Source organism: Jannaschia marina, from assembly GCF_013404595.1.
GTDB classification, from domain to species: Bacteria; Pseudomonadota; Alphaproteobacteria; order Rhodobacterales; family Rhodobacteraceae; genus Jannaschia; species Jannaschia marina.
In genome coordinates this window covers 249,458-268,547 of sequence record NZ_JABVAX010000001.1, presented here as the reverse complement: position 1 = coordinate 268,547, position 19,090 = coordinate 249,458, and the positions used below count along the sequence as shown (strand labels likewise).

20 protein-coding genes are annotated in these 19,090 nt (G+C 67.4%); 13 read left to right on the top strand and 7 right to left on the bottom strand.

The features are described from left to right. Positions 1-23: 23 nt before the first annotated feature. Positions 24-1,046 carry a tryptophan--tRNA ligase gene (gene trpS, locus HSX43_RS01390; RefSeq protein WP_179378292.1) on the top strand — a complete coding sequence of 341 codons (1,023 nt, stop codon included), beginning with the start codon at positions 24-26 and terminating at the stop codon, positions 1,044-1,046. Between the two features lie 12 nt (positions 1,047-1,058). On the opposite strand, the gene HSX43_RS01385 is transcribed toward trpS, so the two are convergent. From HSX43_RS01385 to HSX43_RS01375, 3 genes are read right to left on the bottom strand one after another with little or no spacing between them, the layout of a single operon-like run. Further along, on the bottom strand, positions 1,059-2,069 hold the full coding sequence (locus tag HSX43_RS01385; RefSeq protein ID WP_179378291.1) for an ABC transporter substrate-binding protein: 1,011 nt from the start codon (positions 2,067-2,069) through the stop codon (positions 1,059-1,061). Continuing rightward, positions 2,042-3,397, bottom strand: a complete 1,356-nt coding sequence (locus HSX43_RS01380) for a sensor histidine kinase (protein WP_179378290.1) — start codon at positions 3,395-3,397, stop codon at positions 2,042-2,044. The genes HSX43_RS01385 and HSX43_RS01380 overlap by 28 nt, the downstream gene beginning before the upstream one ends. Further along, complete coding sequence (locus HSX43_RS01375; protein ID WP_179378289.1) at positions 3,387-4,055, bottom strand: response regulator transcription factor; 669 nt, start codon at positions 4,053-4,055, stop codon at positions 3,387-3,389. Before HSX43_RS01375 ends, HSX43_RS01380 begins: the two co-directional genes overlap by 11 nt. Positions 4,056-4,163: 108 nt before the next feature. On the opposite strand from HSX43_RS01375, the gene HSX43_RS01370 reads away from it, so the two are divergent. The 3 genes from HSX43_RS01370 (at position 4,164) to HSX43_RS01360 (ending at position 7,227) form a co-directional block, all read left to right on the top strand. Further along, a complete protein-coding gene (locus tag HSX43_RS01370) occupies positions 4,164-5,150 on the top strand; it encodes a Bug family tripartite tricarboxylate transporter substrate binding protein (RefSeq protein ID WP_179378288.1) in 987 nt (328 codons plus the stop codon). Positions 5,151-5,219: 69 nt separating this feature from the next. Further along, a complete protein-coding gene (locus HSX43_RS01365) occupies positions 5,220-5,702 on the top strand; it encodes a tripartite tricarboxylate transporter TctB family protein (protein WP_179378287.1) in 483 nt (160 codons plus the stop codon). Between the two features lie 4 nt (positions 5,703-5,706). Further along, positions 5,707-7,227 carry a tripartite tricarboxylate transporter permease gene (locus HSX43_RS01360; protein ID WP_179378286.1) on the top strand — a complete coding sequence of 507 codons (1,521 nt, stop codon included), beginning with the start codon at positions 5,707-5,709 and terminating at the stop codon, positions 7,225-7,227. Positions 7,228-7,236: 9 nt separating this feature from the next. On the opposite strand, the gene HSX43_RS01355 is transcribed toward HSX43_RS01360, so the two are convergent. Continuing rightward, positions 7,237-8,142 carry a LysR family transcriptional regulator gene (locus HSX43_RS01355; RefSeq protein ID WP_179378285.1) on the bottom strand — a complete coding sequence of 302 codons (906 nt, stop codon included), beginning with the start codon at positions 8,140-8,142 and terminating at the stop codon, positions 7,237-7,239. 145 nt (positions 8,143-8,287) lie between these two features. Between HSX43_RS01355 and HSX43_RS01350 the strand changes: the two genes are divergently transcribed. After that, the gene (locus tag HSX43_RS01350; protein WP_179378284.1) at positions 8,288-8,449 is read left to right on the top strand and encodes a hypothetical protein; all 162 of its coding nucleotides are present in this window, start codon (positions 8,288-8,290) and stop codon (positions 8,447-8,449) included. Positions 8,450-8,466: 17 nt separating this feature from the next. On the opposite strand, the gene HSX43_RS01345 is transcribed toward HSX43_RS01350, so the two are convergent. Beyond that, on the bottom strand, positions 8,467-8,883 hold the full coding sequence (locus tag HSX43_RS01345; RefSeq protein ID WP_179378283.1) for a tellurite resistance TerB family protein: 417 nt from the start codon (positions 8,881-8,883) through the stop codon (positions 8,467-8,469). Positions 8,884-8,967: 84 nt separating this feature from the next. Between HSX43_RS01345 and HSX43_RS01340 the strand changes: the two genes are divergently transcribed. The 3 genes from HSX43_RS01340 to HSX43_RS01330 all read left to right on the top strand — a co-directional run bounded on the left by HSX43_RS01340 (position 8,968) and on the right by HSX43_RS01330 (position 13,532). Further along, complete coding sequence (locus HSX43_RS01340) at positions 8,968-10,536, top strand: lysine--tRNA ligase (RefSeq protein WP_179378282.1); 1,569 nt, start codon at positions 8,968-8,970, stop codon at positions 10,534-10,536. A gap of 70 nt (positions 10,537-10,606) precedes the next feature. Continuing rightward, entirely contained in the window at positions 10,607-11,008 is a 402-nt protein-coding gene (locus HSX43_RS01335) for a DUF4864 domain-containing protein (RefSeq protein WP_328794922.1), read from the top strand. 232 nt (positions 11,009-11,240) lie between these two features. Further along, positions 11,241-13,532, top strand: coding sequence for a glycosyl hydrolase family 28-related protein (locus tag HSX43_RS01330; RefSeq protein ID WP_179378281.1), 2,292 nt, complete (start codon positions 11,241-11,243; stop codon positions 13,530-13,532). On the opposite strand, the gene HSX43_RS01325 is transcribed toward HSX43_RS01330, so the two are convergent. Beyond that, positions 13,504-13,983 carry a YdcF family protein gene (locus tag HSX43_RS01325; RefSeq protein ID WP_179378280.1) on the bottom strand — a complete coding sequence of 160 codons (480 nt, stop codon included), beginning with the start codon at positions 13,981-13,983 and terminating at the stop codon, positions 13,504-13,506. The two genes, HSX43_RS01330 and HSX43_RS01325, sit on opposite strands and share 29 nt — an antisense overlap. After that, positions 13,980-14,444: a pyridoxamine 5-phosphate oxidase gene (locus HSX43_RS01320; protein WP_179378279.1), complete on the bottom strand. Its 465-nt coding sequence runs from the start codon at positions 14,442-14,444 to the stop codon at positions 13,980-13,982. Before HSX43_RS01320 ends, HSX43_RS01325 begins: the two co-directional genes overlap by 4 nt. Positions 14,445-14,541: 97 nt before the next feature. On the opposite strand from HSX43_RS01320, the gene HSX43_RS01315 reads away from it, so the two are divergent. From HSX43_RS01315 to HSX43_RS01295, 5 genes are all read left to right on the top strand, one after another. Continuing rightward, positions 14,542-15,402, top strand: coding sequence for a branched-chain amino acid aminotransferase (locus HSX43_RS01315; RefSeq protein ID WP_179378278.1), 861 nt, complete (start codon positions 14,542-14,544; stop codon positions 15,400-15,402). Then, positions 15,384-16,424, top strand: a complete 1,041-nt coding sequence (locus tag HSX43_RS01310) for a hypothetical protein (protein WP_179378277.1) — start codon at positions 15,384-15,386, stop codon at positions 16,422-16,424. Before HSX43_RS01315 ends, HSX43_RS01310 begins: the two co-directional genes overlap by 19 nt. Before the next feature lie 75 nt (positions 16,425-16,499). After that, positions 16,500-16,955 carry a universal stress protein gene (locus tag HSX43_RS01305; protein WP_179378276.1) on the top strand — a complete coding sequence of 152 codons (456 nt, stop codon included), beginning with the start codon at positions 16,500-16,502 and terminating at the stop codon, positions 16,953-16,955. Between the two features lie 76 nt (positions 16,956-17,031). Beyond that, positions 17,032-18,399 (top strand): S1 family peptidase, encoded by a 1,368-nt coding sequence (locus HSX43_RS01300; RefSeq protein ID WP_179378275.1) that lies wholly within the window; start codon positions 17,032-17,034, stop codon positions 18,397-18,399. Positions 18,400-18,475: 76 nt separating this feature from the next. Continuing rightward, positions 18,476-19,036 carry a NifU family protein gene (locus HSX43_RS01295; protein ID WP_179378274.1) on the top strand — a complete coding sequence of 187 codons (561 nt, stop codon included), beginning with the start codon at positions 18,476-18,478 and terminating at the stop codon, positions 19,034-19,036. Positions 19,037-19,090: the final 54 nt, after the last annotated feature.

Genomic DNA, 19,090 nt, shown 5'->3' with positions numbered 1-19,090 from the left:
AGCCCCAGCGGAGGCCGCGCCCCATGTCCGAGACCCCGACCTTCACGCCCCGCGTCTTCTCGGGCATCCAGCCCTCGGGCGGCCTGACCCTGGGGAACTACCTTGGCGCCATGACGCGGTTCGTCGATTGGCAGGATCGCGGCACGCACGAGACGATCTTCTGCATGGTCGACCTCCACGCGATCACCGTGCCGCAAAAACCCGAGACCCTGCGCCACAATACGCGGGAGCTGTGCGCGGGCTTCCTCGCCGCCGGCATCGACCCGGAGCGCAGCATCCTCATCAATCAGAGCCAGGTGCCCGAGCACGCGCAGCTGGCCTGGGTCTTCAATTGCGTGGCGCGCATGGGCTGGATGGGCCGGATGACGCAGTGGAAGGACAAGGCCGGCAAGAATGCCGAGGCCGCTTCGCTGGGCCTCTTCGCCTATCCCGCGCTCATGGCGGCCGACATCCTGATCTACAAGTCGACGCATGTGCCCGTGGGCGACGACCAGAAGCAGCATCTGGAGCTGACGCGCGACATCGCGACGAAGTTCAACCACGACTTCGGCGTGGAGCTCTTTCCGATCACCGAGCCGGTCATCGAGGGCGCGGCGACGCGGGTCATGTCCCTCAAGGACGGCACGAAGAAGATGTCGAAGTCCGACCCGGTCGATGCGAGCCGCATCAACCTGACCGACGACGCCGATACGATCGCCCGCAAGTTCAAGAAGGCCAAGACCGATCCCGACCCGCTGCCCGGACATGCCGAGGCGCTCGACGCGCGGCCCGACGTGCGCAACCTCGTCAACATCTATGCTGCGCTCGACGGGCGCGACGTGGGTACCGTGCTCGCCGAGAAGGAGGGCAAGATGCTGGGCTACTTCAAGCAGGAGCTCGCGGATCTTGCCGTCGAGAAACTCTCTCCCATCTCGCAGGAGATGAGCCGCCTGATGCGCGACCCGGCCGAGATCGACCGGATGCTGGCGCGCGGCGCGGAGCGGGCGCGGGCGATCTCGGTGCCGATCCTCGAAGAGGTCTACGATGTGGTGGGCATGGTGCGCTGATCCGCGTTCCCGTCAGGGGCGCTGGATGATCGCATCCTCCCACTCGCGCAGGAAGGTGCGCCGCTTGAGCGCGTCGAGATAGGTGATGAGCGCCGGGCCGAGGACGATGGCCGACTGCCCGTCCGCCACGGGTGCGAGCGCGGGAAGCGGATAGCTCTCGTCGCTCGCGTCTTCGGGTTCTCGTTCGAGCAGGTGTCGCACGAAGGCCGCCGCGAGGTTGCCATGCTCCGTCCTCTCGGAGACGAAGGCCGTGCGCATCATCGTGGTCGGGAAGTCCGACGGGAGCACGATCTGCAGGTCGTCCGTCGTATCGGCCCGCGCCGCCGCATAACTGCCGAGGACGTTGTAGGCGACGAGGATCGTGCCGTCCGACAGGTCGTCGATCATCTCGCCCGAACAGCAGTAGAGCCGCGTGCCGAGCGCGCCCATCACTTCGGTCAGGCGCCAGTATGTCTCGGTCACCCGGGCGTCCTGCGTGGCGAAGAGATACCCAAGCCCCGACTCCCGCACGTCGTAGGTGCCGATGCGGTCACGGAAGCGCTCGGGCTCGGCGCGAAGCACTTCGATCAGGGCCTGCCGCGTCTTGGGCACCGCGCCCTTGGCGAAGGCGGTCCGGTTGACGACGATGGCCGCCGGTTCGGTGGTGAAGGCGAAGAGGCTCTGTCGCCATTGCGCCCAGGCGGGATGGGCGATCTCGGCAAGGGGTAGGGCGAAGCCGTCGTTGGCGAGCTTCAGCTGAAGGTCCATCGCGCTGGAAATGACGAGGTCGTAGGCCCCGGGATCGGCACGGAACCGGCGGTCGACGTCGGCCGTCCCGGTGACGAAGTAGTCGATGGCGACCCCCGGCCGTTCACTCAGGAAGCGCGCCAGGATCGGCTCGAAGAAGGCGGTGTCCGTGCTCGACAGGATCCGCAGGACGGGGCCGTCTCCAGCCTCGGGACCGAAGCGCCGCCGGTCCTCCCAAGGCTGCGCGGCAGCGGCCGCAGCACAAAAGATCAGGACGAGAACGACAAGGTAACGCATGCGCCCCCCTCGGGATGGTTGCGCAGATGGAGCCGCCCGCCATGTGCCTCCACCACGTCCTGCGCGATCGTGAGGCCGAGGCCAGACCCGATGATCCCCTCGGCATTGCGCCCGCGGGCGAAACGCTGCGGCAGTTCGGCGATCTGATCCTCGGGAAACCCGGGACCCCGGTCCCGCACGGTGAGGGCAAGCGGGGACGCAGCGACATGGAGGTCGACGACGCCCTCGGTCGGCGAATACTTCAGGGCGTTGTCGATCACGTTGCGGAGGGCGTTCTGCAGAAGGATCGGGTCGCCCGAGAGCGGGGCCGCGGCGGGCGCATCGACGCGCAATTCGATGTCCTTCATCTCGGCCACGGGGGCGAGGCGGTCGACCTGCTCGCGCAGGAGCGCACCGATATCGAGCTGCTCGCGCTCCAGATGGTCGGCGCGGAAGGTTATCATCGCGTGATCCAGAAGCTGCCCCGCCGCGCGGGAGCTTTCGTCGATGGCCCGGATCATCGCGCGCAGGGCAAGCCGGTTCTCCTGCCGGTCGACGCGTTGCAGCGTCGCCTCCGCGTGCGAGCGGACGGTGGCGAGCGGTGTGCGAACCCGGTGCGCGGCCTCGGCGATGAAATCCTCAGAGCGGGTGAGCGATTGTTCGAGCCGGGCCATGAAACGGTTCAGCGACCCGACGAGCGGTGCCATCTCGAGCGGGACGGCACGGCGTACCGGGCTCAGGTCCTTCGGCCCCCGGCGGGCCACGGCGCTGGTGAGCGTCTGGAGCGGCCGGATCGTCGTGGCCGTCGCCCAGACGGAGAGCAGGACGGCCAGCAGGAAGAACCCCGTCCCGAAGAGCGCGACCGTCCGGCTGATGCCGGCAAGGGTCACCGACAGTGCATCCTGCGTCTGGGCGACGGAGGCGGTGATGCGCAGGCGCACGTCCGCGCCGACGAGCGTGCGCGAGCCCGTGGCGACGCGCACCGTGGCCCCGGCGAAGTCGCGCGTGGAGAACCCAGCGTCACCGTCGCCGCGCAGCCCGTCGTAGCCTGAAACGAAGCGGTCGTTGCGGTAGATCGCGTAGAACACACGGTCATCCGCCGGCGTCGTGAGCATGGAGAGCGACGCATAGGGAAAGTCGACCTCGAGGGCCCCGTCGCGCAGGACAGCGGCATCGAGGACCGAGGTGAGCGACGCGCGCAGGATGTCGTCCTGCCCTTGCTGCGCGATCTGGACAGCGTAGGCCCGAACCACGAGGTAGAGCAGCACCGCGAGGAAGGCCGCGCCGCCGATCAACGCAATCGTCAGGCGGCGACGCAGGGAGATGGTCGTGCGCAGGCTATCCGTCATGGTCGAGCCGATAGCCGATCCCGCGGTGGGTCGTGATGCGCAGGTCCGAGCCGTCGAGATGCTTGCGGAGGCGACCGATATAGACCTCGACCGCATTCTCCGAGACGTCCTCGTCATAGGAAAAGAGGCGATCGACGAGTTTCTGCTTGGAGAAGATCCGGCCCGGCGCATTAGCCAGAAGTTCGAGCAGGCGCAGCTCCCGGTTCCGGAGCGCGACCGCCCTGCCTGCGACGGTCAACTGGCCCGCGACGGCGTCGAAGGTCACGTCGCCGAAGCGCAGGACGGTCCGGCTTGTCCCCGCCCGGCGGCGCAGGACGGCGCGGCACCGCGCCTCGAGCTCGGCGTGATCGAAGGGCTTGGTCACGTAGTCGTCCGCCCCGAGGTCGAGCATCCCCACCCGATCCGAGACCTGCGAACGGGCCGTCAGGACGATGACGGGCGTGTCGCCCTGCCCGGCACGGTGGCGGCGCAGGAAGTCGCGCCCGTCCCCGTCGGGCAGCATGACATCGAGGAGGATCAGATCGTATTCCCCGGCTTCGGCGAAGGCCGACGCCTCGGCCAGCGTCCCGGCATGATCGACCACATGACCGTCGAGGTTCATCCGTGCCGAGATCGCGCCGGCGAGTTCGGCGTTGTCTTCAATGAGCAGGAAACGCATCGGGGCGGCCGCATCTTTCTGGCGCGTGACAGGTTTGTGTCAGCTTCGGGTGTTCTTCTGCCGATTAGCTGAGCCGCGACGCGGTCAGTTGTCAAACGGGAGGAAAACATGACGACCCTGAAACTCGGGCGGCGCGCATTGATCGCGACCGCCATCGCAATGCTTGGCCTGGGCACCCCGGCCTTCTCGGACGGCCACCAAGTCGTCGACAGCATCCACTTCCTGATCCCCGGCGGCGCCGGCGGCGGCTGGGACGGCACGGCCCGCGGCACGGGCGAGGCGCTGACCGAGTCGGGGCTCGTGGGAACCGCGTCTTACGAGAACATGTCGGGCGGCGGCGGCGGCAAGGCCATCGGCTACCTGATCGAGAACGCCGAGAGCAACTACGGCACGCTCATGGTCAACTCGACGCCCATCGTGATCCGATCGCTGACGGGCGTGTTCCCGCACAGCTTCCGCGACCTCACGCTGGTCTCGGGCACGATCGGCGACTACGCCGCGATCGTTGTGGGCAAGGACAGCCCGATCAACAACATGGAAGAGCTTCTGGCCGCATATGACGCCGACCCGGCGGGCACGGCGATCGGCGGCGGTTCGGTGCCCGGCGGCATGGACCACCTTGTCGCGGCCCTCGTGATGGAGGCCGCGGGGCGCGATGCGCTCGAAGTGAAGTACATCCCCTATGACGCCGGCGGCAAGGCAATGGCCGCACTCCTCTCGGGTGAGATCGCCGCGCTTTCGACCGGCTTCTCCGAGGCCGTGGACCTGGCCGAGGCGGGCGAGGTCAAGATCATCGGCGTCACCTCCGACGAGCGGGTCGAGGCGGCACCGGACGCGATGACCATGCAGGAGCAGGGCATCGACACGACCTTCGTGAACTGGCGCGGCTTCTTCGGCGCGCCCGGCCTGCCGGAAGAGCAGCTGACCGCCTATCAGGACGCCATCGCCAAGATGTACGAGACGCCCGAGTGGGAGGAAGTCCGCGCGCGCAACGGGTGGGTGAACATCCACAACCCCGGCGACGACTTCGAAGCCTTCCTCGAGGAGCAGGAGCAGGTCATCGGCGATTTGATGAAGAAGCTCGGCTTCCTCTAGGATCGCGGCAAGACCCGTGGCGGCGGAACCACCGCCGCCACGGACACAAGGGGACGACGGGAGGACACGATGGCACTCGATCGCTGGATCGCACTCATCCTGCTGGGCATCTGCCTGGCCTATGGCTACGCCGCCTGGATCACCATGGATGCGACGCTCGCCCCCTTCATGCGACGCAACCCGATCTGGCCGAGCACCTTCCCCAAGGTGCTGTCCGTGCTCGGGATCATTGCCTGCCTCATCATCCTGCTGGGGCTCGAAAAGGGCGAGACGAAGACGGGCGACATCGATTATCGCCGGCTCGGCGACTACAACCTCGGACAGGCTGTCCTGCTGCTGGGCCTGATGGTCGTCTACGCCCTCTGCCTGCGGCCCGTCGGCTTCATCGGTGCGACCATTGCCTTTCTCGTCCTCGGATCCTTCATCCTCGGTGAGCGCAAGTGGCACCTGATGCTGCCCATCGCGGGTGCCGCGACCTTCGTTGTCTGGTATCTCGTGCAGGAGGTGCTCGGCATCTTCCTGCGTCCCTGGCCCGGCGTCTTCGGAGGGTAATGGCATGATCGAAGGATTGCTCATCGGCCTCGAGACGGCCTTCTCGCTCCAGAACCTCCTGATGGTGATCGGCGGTTGCCTGATCGGGACGTTCATCGGCATGCTGCCGGGCCTCGGCCCGATGTCGATCATCGCGATCATGATCCCGGTGGCGATCTCGCTCGGCGACGCCTCGGCCGCACTCATCCTGCTGGCAGGCGTCTACTACGGCGCGATCTTCGGCGGTTCGACATCCTCGATCCTGCTGAATGCTCCGGGGGTCGCGGGCACGGTCGCCACGAGTTTCGACGGCTATCCGATGGCGAAGCAGGGCAAGGCCGGCAAGGCGCTCACTATCGCCGCCATCGCCAGCTTCTCGGGCGGGACGATCGGGGCGATCCTTCTGGTGATCTTCGCGCCGGCGCTCTCGTCGGTCGCGCTCCTCTTCCACTCGGCGGAGTATTTCGCGCTCATGGTCGTCGGCCTTTCTGCCATCGCGGCCTTCGCGGGTACCGGGCAGGTGGCGAAGGCGCTTCTGATGACGATCCTCGGGCTCATCATGGCGACGGTGGGCGAAGGCGCGCTCTTCAACCTGCCGCGCTTCACCATGGGCATCATGGACCTGCAGTCGGGCTTCGGCTTCATCACCCTCGCCATGGCGATGTTCGCCCTGCCCGAGGCGATCTTCCTCGTCCTCAACCCGCCGAAGGTCGGCAACAAGGAGGACGAGGACGGTGAGATCAAGGATCTGCGCATCACCGGGGCCGAGGCGAAATCCATCGCGCCGGTGATCGGGCGTCAGTCGCTGCAGGGCTTCTTCATCGGCGTGCTGCCCGGGGCCGGAGCCACGATCGCGAGCTTCCTCGGCTATGCGGTCGAGCGCAACATCGCCCGCAAGGACGAACAGGCGGAGTTCGGCAAGGGTTCGGTCAAGGGCCTCGCCGCGCCGGAAACCGCGAACAACGCGGCCTGCACCGGTTCTTTCGTTCCGCTCCTGACGCTCGGGATCCCGGGATCGGGGACGACGGCGATCCTGCTCGGCGCGCTCATCGCGCTCAACGTCACGCCGGGACCGCGCCTGATGGTGGACGAGCCGCAGGTGTTCTGGGCGGTCATCATGTCGATGTTCATCGGCAATCTCGTCCTCCTGATCCTGAACCTTCCGCTCATTCCCTACATCGCGAAAGTGCTGGCGATTCCGCGGAACTTCCTGATCCCCTTCATCCTCTTCTTCACGCTGATGGGGGCCTACATCGGGCAGAACAACGCGACGGAGCTTCTGATCCTCGTGGGCTTCGGGGTCTGCGCGACGGCCTTGCGCTTTGCGAACTTTCCGCTGGCCCCGCTCCTGATCGGCTTCATCCTGGGCGGCATGCTCGAAAACAACTTCTCGCGTTCGATGCAGCTTTACGACGGCGTGTCGTTCATCTGGGAGCGGCCGATGACGCTTGGCCTGCTGGTGATCGCCGTGCTGCTCGTGCTCTTGCCGAGCTACCGCGCGCGGCGCGAGCGGGCCCGGGCACGGGGCGTGGCCGACGGCGACTGAGGCCGTCGGTCAGGCGATCCAGCCCGCGGGCACGTCGCCGACCGCGTCGCGGATGTTGTCCCCGAGGAATCGCATGAAAGCCCTTACATGCGGCAGGGCGTGGCTCTCTCGCGAGGCGACGAGCCAGAGGGGTTGCCGCATCTCGGGAAGATTGAAGCAGAAGACGAGTCCGTCCTCCGTATCGCCCGACGCTCGCGGCAGCATCCCCACGCCGTCACCCGCCACGACGAGTCCGACCATGGCCGACAGTGAGCCTGTCCGGACGCGCGTGGCCTGGGGCGGCATCCGGTTCTGCACGTCCCGCACGAAGCCCACCGCGAGCACCTGACCGGTCGCGAAGTGGATGACGTCGTGCTGCGCCAGATCATCGAGCGACCGGGGCTGGCCGTTCCGGGCAATGTACTCCGCGCTCGCATAGAATCCCCAGGGATGTTCGAGGAGCTTGCGCGCAATTAGGCTGTCGCCGGTAAGGTCCGTCGCCGCGCGCAGGGCGAGATCGGCCTCGCCCTGCTCGAGCGAGACGAGGCGTTCCTCGGTATCGAGTTCGAAGGCGACTTCGGGGTGGAGGGCCTGGAACTGCCGCATCAGACGGGTAACGCCGTAGCGGGCCGAGAGCGGGTTGGCGGAGATACGGATCGTGCCCGAGTGTCCGCGCGCGAGGCTGGTCGCACGGCTCTCGAAGGCCCTCGCCGCGACCTCCATCGCCTCCGCTTCGGGCAGGAGGCTCTGCGCGCTCTCCGTGGGGATCGCCCCGCGCGGCCCCGGTTCGAAGAGCTTGAGACGCAGGGCGTGTTCGAGCCGCGCGAGGCGGCGGCTGATCGTCGTCTGGTTCGTCCCGAGTTCCCGTGCGGCGGCGGACGCCGAGCCGTTCCGGAGAACCGAGAGGAACGTGCGGATGTCGGACCACTCGTACATGGACCGCAGTCTACGCGAAGCCTGCGCGCGTGACATCTGCGAAAACGCAGAGCGACTCTCGAGAACACGGCATTCCAGAGGCGCACCGACTGCCTTTCTCTGGGAACGGCCCGCAGGATGCCGGCCCCGAACGGAAGGAAACCCCATGACGAAGCTCCTCGCCCTCGCCCTCGCCACCACCATCTTGGGCAGCCCCGTCGCCGCCGGCGGCATGCCGACGCCGGCCACGCTGTTCCCGCCCTTCTCCATGCCCGCACCGGACAGCGGGGACGGCTCTGGCCGCATCGTCGCGACCCGCGGCCGGTAGCGGGCCAGGCGTGTCCGTCAGAGTGTCAGGTGACGGGCCCGCGCACCGCGCTCGATCGCGGCGGCGTGGAGAGGGTCGATCTCGAATTCGTAACGGATCTCGCGCAGGAGCTCCAACTCGGTCTGGAACACCTTGCCGTCGGCGGCGGCCACATCGCAGGCCAGCGCATAGGCGGTTTCGTGATGTGTCGCCGGCACGGCTTCCTTGATGAGACCGATGATCGCGTCGAGGCCATCCTCCTCTTCCAGAAGGTCGAAGACGGTCTGCGCGATGCCCTCCAGCCGATCCTCGTCGAAGCCGGCGAAGATCGGGAGGTGGTTCACGATCGACTGGATCGTCAGAAGCTCCGACGTGCGGATCGTGGCGTCCGACGCCGAGACGGTAATCATCAGCGCGACGAGCGCATCCTGCGGGGAAAAGCTGGTATCGGTCATCAGGAGCTCCTTCGCAGAGGGATTTATTGACGGCGCTGCACTGCCGCAATAGGTGAGGTCGGCTTCAACCCCGAGGATTCCCGAATGACGACCTTGCGTGACGCAGCAATGACTTCAAAGGCCTGGCCCTTCGAGGAGGCGCGCAAGCTTCTGAAACGTGTGGAGACGGCCGGGAAGGACGAAGTGCTCTTCGAGACGGGCTACGGCCCGTCGGGCCTGCCGCATATCGGGACCTTCGGAGAGGTGGCACGGACAACGATGGTGCGCCGTGCCTTCGAGGTGATCTCGGACATCCCCACGCGGCTCGTGTGTTTCTCGGACGACCTCGACGGGATGCGGAAGGTGCCGGAAAACGTGCCGGACGCCGATGCGCTGCGCGAACACCTGCAGAAGCCCCTGACCTCCGTGCCCGACCCGTTCGGCACGCACGACAGCTTCGGCGCGCACAACAACGCGATGCTTCGGCGATTCCTCGACACCTTCGGGTTCGAATACGAGTTCATCTCGGCGACGGAGTTCTATGGCTCGGGCCGGTTCGACGCGACGCTGCGCCGCGCAGCGGAACGGTACGACGACGTGATGAAGATCATGCTGAAGTCGCTGCGCGAGGAGCGGCGGCAGACCTATTCGATCTTCCTGCCGATCCACCCCGAGACGGGGCGCGTCCTCTATGTGCCGATGAAGCACGTGAATGCCGCCGAGGGCACCGTGACCTTCGACGACGAGGACGGGCGCGAATGGACACTGCCGGTGACGGGCGGGAACGTGAAACTGCAGTGGAAGCCGGACTTCGGCGCGCGGTGGGCGGCGCTCGGCGTCGATTTCGAGATGTACGGCAAAGACCACGCGGCGAACACGCCGATCTACGGCGGGATCTGCCGCGCGCTTGGCGGAAAGGCCCCGGAGAACTTCACCTACGAGCTTTTCCTCGATGCGGAAGGACACAAGATCTCGAAGTCCTCGGGCAATGGCCTCTCGATCGACGAGTGGCTGACCTATGCCGCGACCGAGAGCCTGTCGTATTTCATGTACCAGAAGCCCAAGACGGCGAAGCGGATGCATTTCGACGTCATCCCCAAGGCGGTGGACGAGTACCATCAGCAGCTGCGCGCCTTCGACGGGCAGGACGCCGACAAGCGTGCGAACAACCCGGTGTTCCACATCCATCGCGGGCAGCCGCCGGCGTCGGACATGGTGGTACCCTTCTCGATGCTCCTGAACCTGGCGAGCGTGGCGGGGGCCGAGGACAAGGCCGTCCTCTGGGGGTTCATCAACCGTTATGCGCCCGAAGCCTCGCCCGAGACCAACCCGCAGCTCGACCGCGCGGCCGAGGGGGCGGTGCGGTACTACAACGACTTCGTGAAGCCCGCGAAGGTCTACCGTGCACCGACAGAGGCCGAGCGCGAGGCGTTGGAGGCGCTGCGCGACGGGCTGCGGGCCTGGGACGGCGAGATGACGGACGAGGCATTGCAGGGGCTGGTCTACGACATCGGGCGCGAGCGGTTCGACCCGATGCGCGACTGGTTCAAGGCGCTCTATCAGGTGCTTCTGGGGGCCGATCAGGGGCCGCGCTTCGGCGGTTTCATCGCGCTCTACGGCGTGGCGGAGACGGCGAATCTGATCGACCGCGCGCTTGCCGGCGACCTCGGCTGACGTCCGCGCCGCATTGTCCCCCGTCCGATCCGGCCTAGGCTTCGGTTATGTTCGGTACGGGAGGTGACGCGTGAAGACATGGACAACGGCCCTTGCGCTCCTGCTTGCGGCAACGGGGATGGCCCGAGCGGATGCCGGTGCGATCCGGAGTGTCATCGACGGTCAGATGGACGCCTTCCGCGCCGACGACTTCGACACCGCCTTCACCTTCGCGGCTCCGAACATCCGGGGGCTGTTCGGCAATGCCGAAAACTTCGGTGTGATGGTCCGCCGTGGCTATCCGATGGTCTGGCAGCCGGGAACCGTGGAATATCTCGGCACGACCGAAGGCCGCGGGCTCTGGCAGCAGGAAGTGCTCATCACCGACGGCTTCGACCGGCTACACAAGCTGCGCTACAGCATGGTGGAGACGGCCGACGGCTGGAAGATCGCGGGCGTCCAGATCCTCGAGGCTCCGGAAGTGGGCGTCTAGCGGCAGACCCGATTGCACCGGCCGAGATGGCCCGACCGGCCGATCCGCAGCCGGCTTAACCGACCGTTAACCGCTCGCTGGGAGGGTATCGCTCATCGGGGTGACGAGTCGCCCCCGGCGGGGAAACCCCGCTCACTCACAGACGAGGACCGTCCTGGCCGAAGGCCCGGGGCGGTCCTTTTCGTTTGCACCAGCAGGATCTGCAACGGGCCGCGGGCCGAAGGAAACGGATATGAACAAGACGATCACCGAAGGATTGCAACTGACGCCGCCGCCCTTTGTGGACGGTCTCAACATCTGGTCGAGCGAGGACGGGACCTCCGGGTCGGACACCTATGCGAACGCATCGAATGCCGCCATCGTGACCGCGGATCAGGATTTCGGCGGCTGCCTCGAACTGCTCAAGACGGACGGGTTCCAGAAGCTGCGCTGGATGGGCGACACGCCGGTCGAACCGGGGTGCTATCTGCGGGTGACCGTCCGCCTGAAGGCGATCTCGGGGAACCTGCCGCGCGTCCGGGCCGCGGCGACACCGATCCGCAACGGCAGCGTCGTCTCCGGCCTCGGGACGGCGGGCGAGGAACTGCAACTGTCGGCCTACGGTCGTGTCGAGACGGTGAGCGTGATCTTCTCGACTTCGAACCGCACGGATCTGACCTTCACCGACCGCGTCCAGGAAGCGCATGTGGGCCTCGACCTGCTTGGGCCGACGGGCGGCGTCGTTCGCATCGACGACATTCAGGTCGAGGACGTGACCGGGGCCTTCCTCGGCAACCGCGTAGATGTGGTCGACGTGCGAGACTACGGCGCGGTCGGTGACGGAGAGACCGACGACAGTGAGGCATTCGAGGATGCGGACCGGGCGGCGGACGGGCGGACCGTCCTTGTGTCGGCCGGAGTCTACAAGCTGGACGAGCACGTAACCTTCAACAGCGATGTCCGGTTCGAGGGCCGCTGCGTGATGCCGGCCTCGAAACGGCTGAGCCTCGTGCGCAACTTCGAGATCAACTCCTACATCGATGCCTTCGGCGGCGACGAAGAAGAGGGCCTGCGTCGCGCGATCCAGGCGCTCTTCAACTTCACCGACCATGACACGCTCGACCTGCAGGGTCGTCGGATCGAACTGACCGAACCGGTCGACGTGCAGGCGGCGGTCTTCGACAAGACGACCTATGCCAACCAGCGCTCGATCAAGAACGGGCAGCTCGACATCCAGGACGGCCCGGCCTTCGAGACGGGCGAGGTGACGGGACGTGCGGACTTCGACCCCGACAATCCGCGCGAGCTGACCAACGTTTCGAACATCGCCAACATCGAGGTCGGATCGCTGGTCGAGGGGCCAACGGGTGTCGGGCGCGAGGTCTACGTCAAGTCGAAGAGCAACTCGCAGAACCGCATCACGCTCTCGGCGGCGCTCTGGGGGGCACCGTCGCGGCAGACCTACACGTTCAAGCGCTTCCGCTACGCGCTCGACTTCAGCGGGTTCGACGCGCTGCAGCGGTTCACGCTGGAAGATGTCGAGATCCTGATGGCGGGCCGATGCTCGGGCATCCTGCTGCCGCCGGCGGGGATCATCTTCCACGTGAAGGACTGCTTCATCAACGCGCCGAAGGACCGCGGGATCACCAGCCACGGCGTCGGGTGCCAGGGCCTCCTGATCGACCGGTGCCAGTTCCTGTCGTCGGAGCAGCAACTCGACGTCAACCAGCGGGTCACGGTCGGGTTCAACGTGAATGCGAACGACACCAAGATCCGCAACAACCGCGGTGTGAAGTTCCGGCATTTCGCCGTCCTCGGCGGGTCGGGCCACATCATTACCGGCAACCATTTCTTCCAGGGCGACAACGACGCGCTCGGCAATCGCACGGCGGGCATCGTCTTCGCCGAGGCGCAGGCGAAGACGGTCTTCGTCGGCAACTACGTCGACAACGCCTATCTCGAGTGGACGAACGAGCATGACAGCGACCCGGATTTTGCCTCGGAGCTGTCGTTCGGGGCGCTCCAGATCGTGGGCAACATCATCTTCTCGTCGAACGTGCCGTCGAGCTATCGCCCGCTGCACATCAAGCCGTTCGGGTCGGGTCACTACATCAACGGGATGACGGTGACGGGCAACACCTTCAAGACGATCCGGGGCCAGTCGCTCGAACGCGTCGACCTGGTGGACACGACCCACGGGGAACTGGACTACGGCCGCTTCACCGACGTCAACATCCATTCGAACACCTTCCACGCGGTCCAGAAGCAATTCCAGAATCCGATCACCGTCCCGATCAACGAGGGCTCGGCGCAATCGACCTGGGATGCGGATCTCTCGGACTACCTGCCGTTCCGTGGCGAGGCGAAGGTGGTGACGGCGTTCCTGGCCGACGGGGCGATCCGGCGCAGCAACAACACGGCGGTCTACGTGGCTCCCTATTCGAGCGCCCGGATCGGCAGCGACAACCAGTCGATCCGCCTGCATTGGCCCGAATCGGTGAAGGGGCGCGGGTTCGTTACCGTGCGGTGCGACGCGCCCACCTGACGGCGCGCACAGCAGAGACCGGCGCGGCGGCGACCTCCCGGAGGATCGCCGCCGTTGTCGTCTGAACCGGAGCCGTCGCACGCGGGCCGGAGCCCGTCGCCCCGAGCCCCAGAAGACGTGCGATCATAAGGGCGCGGGGCAGATGCCAGCGGTTCGTGACGAGGATCAGGGGAGCGGCGCAGAGGGGCGCGGCGAAGGCGATGTTCTCCAGCGTCGTGGTGGAGGCCTCCTCGAGGAGGAGCGCCGCTTCCGGGATGCCCGCCGCATGAGCCCGGTCCCGCGCCACGCGGGCCTCGGACGGACCGTGCCGTCCGATTCCGCCGGTCAGGCAGATGCGTTCAGCGCGACCCGTCCGCCAGAGCGTGACGGCATGGTCCACGCGCAGGGCGAGGGTTGGTGAGGGCGTGCCGTCGGGTCGGACGGCCGCGCCGAGAACGATGGCCGTCGTCACGTCCCGCACCCAAGATCGGCGGGGCCGAGGCGATAGGCCCGACCGAAGCCCGCGTTGAGCAGCGCGGAGGCCGGCGCGAGCAGGCGCATCCGGAAATCCGCGAAGTCGAAATAGACCGCCGCCCGGGGATGCGCGGCGAGCCAAGTGTCTCGCTCCGCGCGCTTGTCGATCGGCCACGCCTCCCCGGTGAGCGTCAGCCGGGCAGCCGCCATGGGCGGGCCAGATGTCACCGACCCGACGAGGACGGAGGCACGCGCATCGGCCTCGAGCGCCCGCGCATGGTCCGCGAGGTCCGACAGCAAGAGCCCGAGGCCGCGGCCTGCGAGCCAGAGGCACTCGACACGGGTGACGAGCGGGTCACCGCCCGCCAGCGTTCCGAGCGCGGCATGATCCGCCGCCGCGAGGAGCCGCAGTGCGCGCCCGGTGCTCCGCTCGTCCGGTGGAAGATAGGTGTCGCTCATGGAGGGAGTCTTGCAGATTTCCACCTCCGCACAAGCGCAGGTGGACGTCCCCTCGCGTCGCTCCTATCGTCGCGGCAGAGAACGAGGGAGGGAGCCCGTGGCTTTCGGCAAGACGATCCGGACCTACTACGGCGGCACCTGGCACAACGGCGATGTGCCCGTGATGCGGGCGGCCGACCACGGCATGTGGCAGGGCAGCTCCGTCTTCGACGGCGCGCGGCGCTTCGAAGGGGTGACGCCCGATCTCGACAGGCACTGCGCCCGCGTGAACCGCTCGGCCGAGGCGCTGATGCTGCGACCGACGAAGACCGCGCAGGAGATCGTCGATCTGGTTCACGACGGGCTTGAGGGCTTCGCCCCCGACGCGGCGATCTACATCCGGCCGATGTACTGGGGCATCCACGGCAGCGAGCTGGGCCTCGTGCCGTCCGAGGCGGAAACGGGCTTCGCGATCTGCCTCGAGGAGGTGCCGATGTATTCCGCGGACAAGACGACCACCCTGACCGAGACGCGGTTTCGCCGGCCGGTCCTCGAAAGCTCGGTCTGCGACGCGAAGGCCGGTTGTCTCTACCCGAACAACGCCCGGATGCTGGCCGAGGCGCGGGCCAAGGGCTTCGGCAACGCGCTCTCGGCGGATGCGATGGGCAACGTGGCCGAAAGCGCCACGTCCAACGTCTTCATGGTCCGGGACGGGGAAGTCTTCACCCCGGTCGCGAACGGCACCTTCCTCGCCGGGATCACCCGCGCGCGTCACATCGACAACCTGCGCCGGGACGGCGTGGCGGTCCACGAAACCGTGCTGACCTTCGACGACTTCCGCGCCGCCGACGAGGTGTTTCTGTCCGGCAACCTTACCAAGGTCACGCCGGTCACGGCCTTCGATCACCGGCAGTATCAGGTCGGGCCCGTGACGCGCCGGGTGCGCGAGATGTACTGGGATTGGGCGCTCTCCGCCTGATAAAACCGCTGCTGGCGGTGCTGCCGCTCGTGGTGACGCTCGCCGCCCTGGCCTGGGCGCTGACGACGAACCCGCTCAGCGCACCCTATGTCGCGCGGACGACATCCGAACTGGCCGTAACCCTCGAACGGGCCGTGCGCCAGGAGGCGGATGCCGAGTGGATCGCCGCCGCACTTGAGACCGCCGTCGCGGCGCGCCATGCGGAGCGGGCGGAGATGCTGCTCGCGCTTGCCGACGACCTCGACCGCGATGTCGACGGCACCGCGGCGCGCGAGATGATCGAGGAGGAAACCGGCGCGCTGTCGCTGGCGGTCGATTGCGCGCTCTGCATGGCCGACACCGGCACCTGCCCCAGCCTCCAGCACGTCACCTTCTGCGCCGTTCCCTTCGAGATGTCGGTCCTCGGCGATCTCAACGCCCTGCGCCGGGCCACCGTCGCCGTCACGCTGGGCGAGGAGGTCGACGAACTCGATGCGGGGCTGGCGCTCGTCAGCCTCGGGGCGACGGGCGCGGTGATCTTCTCCGGCGGCACCTCGGTCACGGTGAAGGCGGGTGCGACGCTCCTGCGGATGGGCCGACGCCTGGGCACGGTGACGCCGGAACTGACGCGCTTCATCCGCATTCCGATCCGCTGGTCACGGGTCGGCGACGTGATCTCGGGCTCCGCCCGACTCGAGGATCTGACGGATGCGGCGGCGCTCGCGCGGATGTCGTCGGTCGCGGCCGATATGGGGCGCGTACGGGCGGCGACCTCCACGGCGGAAGCGCTCAGCCTCGCGCGTCACGTCGACAGCCCCGCCGATGCCCGCCGTCTCGCGCAGGTGGCCGAGGCCGCCGGCCCGCGCACGACGCGCACGTTCGAGGTGCTGGGCAAGGGCCGTGTCTTCCGCGCCACCGTGCGCCTGAGCCGTGCGACGGTCGGGACGCTCGCGCTCGCCTGGCTCGCCGTCGTCCAACTGGCCGCCATTCTCGGCAGCCGGCTCGGCGCGATGGCGCTCCGGAGGCTCATACGCGCCCTCTGAGCCGTCGCAATGCGGTGGACAGCCCCGCCCGCGCCGGGCAAAGCTGCGGCGAGCGAAATCACCCCCGGGGATCCCATGCGCAAGTTCCTTGTCATCCTGGACGACAGCCGCGAGTGCCTGAACGCCATGCGCTTCGCCTCCCTTCGGGCGGAACACACGGGCGGCGGCGTCGAGGTGCTTTCGGTGATCCCGCCGGAGGAGTTCAACCACTGGATCGGCGTCGGCGACATCATGCGGGAGGAGGCACGGGAGCGTATCGTCGCGCATTTCGAGGTCTTCGCGAAATGGATGCGCGACAAGCACGGGCTGGAGCCGCATCTCGTCATCCGCGAGGGGGAGCCGGTGAGCGAGATCCTGGCCCAGATCAGCGAGGACGCGGAGATCGGCGTGCTCGTCCTCGGTGCCAGTTCCGAAGGCAAGGGGCCGGGCCCGCTCGTGACGCAGCTGACGCGCTCCGCGGGAACGCTGCCGGTCCCGGTCACGATCGTGCCGGGCGACCTCTCGAAGGAGCAGCTCGAAGGCATCGCCTGATCCGTGCAAGGGCGGGTTGGTAACCTTTTCAGCAGGTTTTGCTCGCCTCTGCGGTTTCGACGCGTAGGCTGGGTCCATGTTTCGTGTTCTGGTCGCTTTCGCTTTCCTGGTTATTGGCCTTCCGGCGCGCGCCGACGTCTCGCAGTCCTTCGATCCCGCCCTGCTGACACGTGAGGACGTGCGCTTCCTGCAGGCGGCCATGGCCTTCGACGGAACCTACGTCGGCAGGATCGACGGCGTCTGGGGCGACTACAGCGCCCGGGCCCTCGCACCCGCGAGAGGCGGAAACGCGACGGCGGGGGACGCGCTCGAAACCCTCGGGCCCTTCATCGCCGACTTCGAGACCGCCGGCTGGCGCGCCTTCACGCCCGACGAGGCGACAGCGATCATCCTGCCGTCGAAACGGCTTGTCTTCGACGAGGGCGAGGATTTCCTAGAATGGCACGAGCCCGACCGGAGCCTCGTGATCCGATACGTCTTCCGCGGCGGGCCGGGGTCCGGTGCGATGCACGACTGGCTGCGCGACGAACACGTCGGACCTGAGCCGTTCTACCGCACGGAGACCGCCGAGGCCTTCATCTCCCGGGGGCGCATCGATTCAGGACAGGACGTCTACCTGCGCACGACGGGCCGGGGCCACGTCTTCGAGACGGTCGTCGTGCAGTGGGAACCGCGGCAGGCCGCGCGGGCGCGCGTCGTGGTCGCGTCCCTCTCGAACGGATCGCAGAGGGATCTCGTCCTGCCGTCCTACGGCTTCTTCGCGTCCCTGATCGCCCGTGACCCGCCCGAGCCGGAAGCGCCGCGCGTCACCACCACGTCGGAGCCACGCATCGTATCCTCTGGCACCGGCTTCTACATCGGTCCAGGTGACGTCGTCACGGCTGCGCATGTCGTCGCGGGTTGCTCCCGCCTGACGCTCGAGGACGGCACGCCGCTCACGCCGATCGCCAGCGACACCGGGCTGGACCTCGCCGTCCTGGGCAGCGGTGCTCGATCCCCCGACTGGATCGAAATCGCGGGCGACATTCCGGTCCGGTTGGGTGCCGGGGTCACGGCCATCGGCTTTCCCTACCGCGCACTGCTGGACCAAGGGATGACGGTGACGCGCGGCAACGTCAGCGCGCTTCGCGGCCTCTACGGAGAAGACGAGAGGCTCATGCTGTCCGCTCCGGTCCAGCCCGGCAACAGCGGCGGGCCGCTGCTTGACGCGAAGGGTCGGGTCGTCGGTGTCGTCGTCGCGCGGGTGAGTGACGAATTCATCCAGTCCCGCTCGGGCAGCATTCCGCAGAACATGAACGTGGCGACGCGCCACAACGCCCTTCTGCGGTTCCTGCGCGATGCCGGGGTCAGCCCCCGCCCCCCGCTCGGCCGGAAGCTCACGCTGTCCGACGGGGTACCGCCCGTCCTGACGCGCGCAACGGTCCTCATCCGGTGTCACCGGTGATTTAGAACGGTTCCAAGTTATTGACACCTCCGCCCCGACCCCTCACATAGAGGGTCTGACACCGGAGGTGCGACCCATGTTCATCCAGACCGAAACCACGCCGAACCCCGCCACGCTGAAGTTCCTGCCGGGCCAGACCGTGCTCGAGACCGGGACCGCCGATTTCCCGACCGCCGATGCCGGGGAAACCTCGCCACTCGCCAAGCGCATCTTCGCCGTGGGCGGCACGACGGGCGTCTTCTTCGGCAACGACTTCGTCACCGTGACGAAGGACGAGGGCACCGACTGGGATCACATCAAGCCCGCGATCCTGGGCGCGATCATGGAACACTACCAGTCCGGCGAGCCGGTCATGGAAGGCGCGACCGAGGCGGCGCACAGCGCGAACCACGCCGAGGAGGACAGCGCGATCGTCGGCCAGATCACCGAGCTTCTGGACACGCGCGTGCGCCCCGCCGTCGCGCAGGATGGCGGCGACATCACCTTCCACGGTTTCGAACGCGGCGTCGTCTACCTGCAGATGAAGGGGGCCTGTGCCGGCTGCCCCTCGTCCACGATGACGCTGAAGATGGGTATCGAGAACCTGCTGCGCCATTACATCCCCGAGGTGCTCGAGGTGCGGCCCGTCGGTGTCTGACGTCCGGCACCCTAGGCTTCGAGATGTCGGCCGCGCCTTGCGCGGCCGCTTTTC

What these genes read in the sequence shown, in the direction of transcription:
- HSX43_RS01300 (WP_179378275.1), top strand. Translation starts at nt 17,032, where the DNA reads ATGTTTCGTGTTCTGGTCGCTTTCGCTTTCCTGGTTATTGGCCTTCCG.
- HSX43_RS01355 (WP_179378285.1), bottom strand. Translation starts at nt 8,142, where the DNA reads ATGTACGAGTGGTCCGACATCCGCACGTTCCTCTCGGTTCTCCGGAAC.
- HSX43_RS01340 (WP_179378282.1), top strand. Translation starts at nt 8,968, where the DNA reads ATGACGACCTTGCGTGACGCAGCAATGACTTCAAAGGCCTGGCCCTTC.
- HSX43_RS01345 (WP_179378283.1), bottom strand. Translation starts at nt 8,883, where the DNA reads ATGACCGATACCAGCTTTTCCCCGCAGGATGCGCTCGTCGCGCTGATG.
- HSX43_RS01320 (WP_179378279.1), bottom strand. Translation starts at nt 14,444, where the DNA reads ATGAGCGACACCTATCTTCCACCGGACGAGCGGAGCACCGGGCGCGCA.
- HSX43_RS01305 (WP_179378276.1), top strand. Translation starts at nt 16,500, where the DNA reads ATGCGCAAGTTCCTTGTCATCCTGGACGACAGCCGCGAGTGCCTGAAC.
- HSX43_RS01295 (WP_179378274.1), top strand. Translation starts at nt 18,476, where the DNA reads ATGTTCATCCAGACCGAAACCACGCCGAACCCCGCCACGCTGAAGTTC.
- HSX43_RS01385 (WP_179378291.1), bottom strand. Translation starts at nt 2,069, where the DNA reads ATGCGTTACCTTGTCGTTCTCGTCCTGATCTTTTGTGCTGCGGCCGCT.
- HSX43_RS01360 (WP_179378286.1), top strand. Translation starts at nt 5,707, where the DNA reads ATGATCGAAGGATTGCTCATCGGCCTCGAGACGGCCTTCTCGCTCCAG.
- trpS (WP_179378292.1), top strand. Translation starts at nt 24, where the DNA reads ATGTCCGAGACCCCGACCTTCACGCCCCGCGTCTTCTCGGGCATCCAG.
- HSX43_RS01350 (WP_179378284.1), top strand. Translation starts at nt 8,288, where the DNA reads ATGACGAAGCTCCTCGCCCTCGCCCTCGCCACCACCATCTTGGGCAGC.
- HSX43_RS01330 (WP_179378281.1), top strand. Translation starts at nt 11,241, where the DNA reads ATGAACAAGACGATCACCGAAGGATTGCAACTGACGCCGCCGCCCTTT.
- HSX43_RS01370 (WP_179378288.1), top strand. Translation starts at nt 4,164, where the DNA reads ATGACGACCCTGAAACTCGGGCGGCGCGCATTGATCGCGACCGCCATC.
- HSX43_RS01380 (WP_179378290.1), bottom strand. Translation starts at nt 3,397, where the DNA reads ATGACGGATAGCCTGCGCACGACCATCTCCCTGCGTCGCCGCCTGACG.
- HSX43_RS01375 (WP_179378289.1), bottom strand. Translation starts at nt 4,055, where the DNA reads ATGCGTTTCCTGCTCATTGAAGACAACGCCGAACTCGCCGGCGCGATC.
- HSX43_RS01365 (WP_179378287.1), top strand. Translation starts at nt 5,220, where the DNA reads ATGGCACTCGATCGCTGGATCGCACTCATCCTGCTGGGCATCTGCCTG.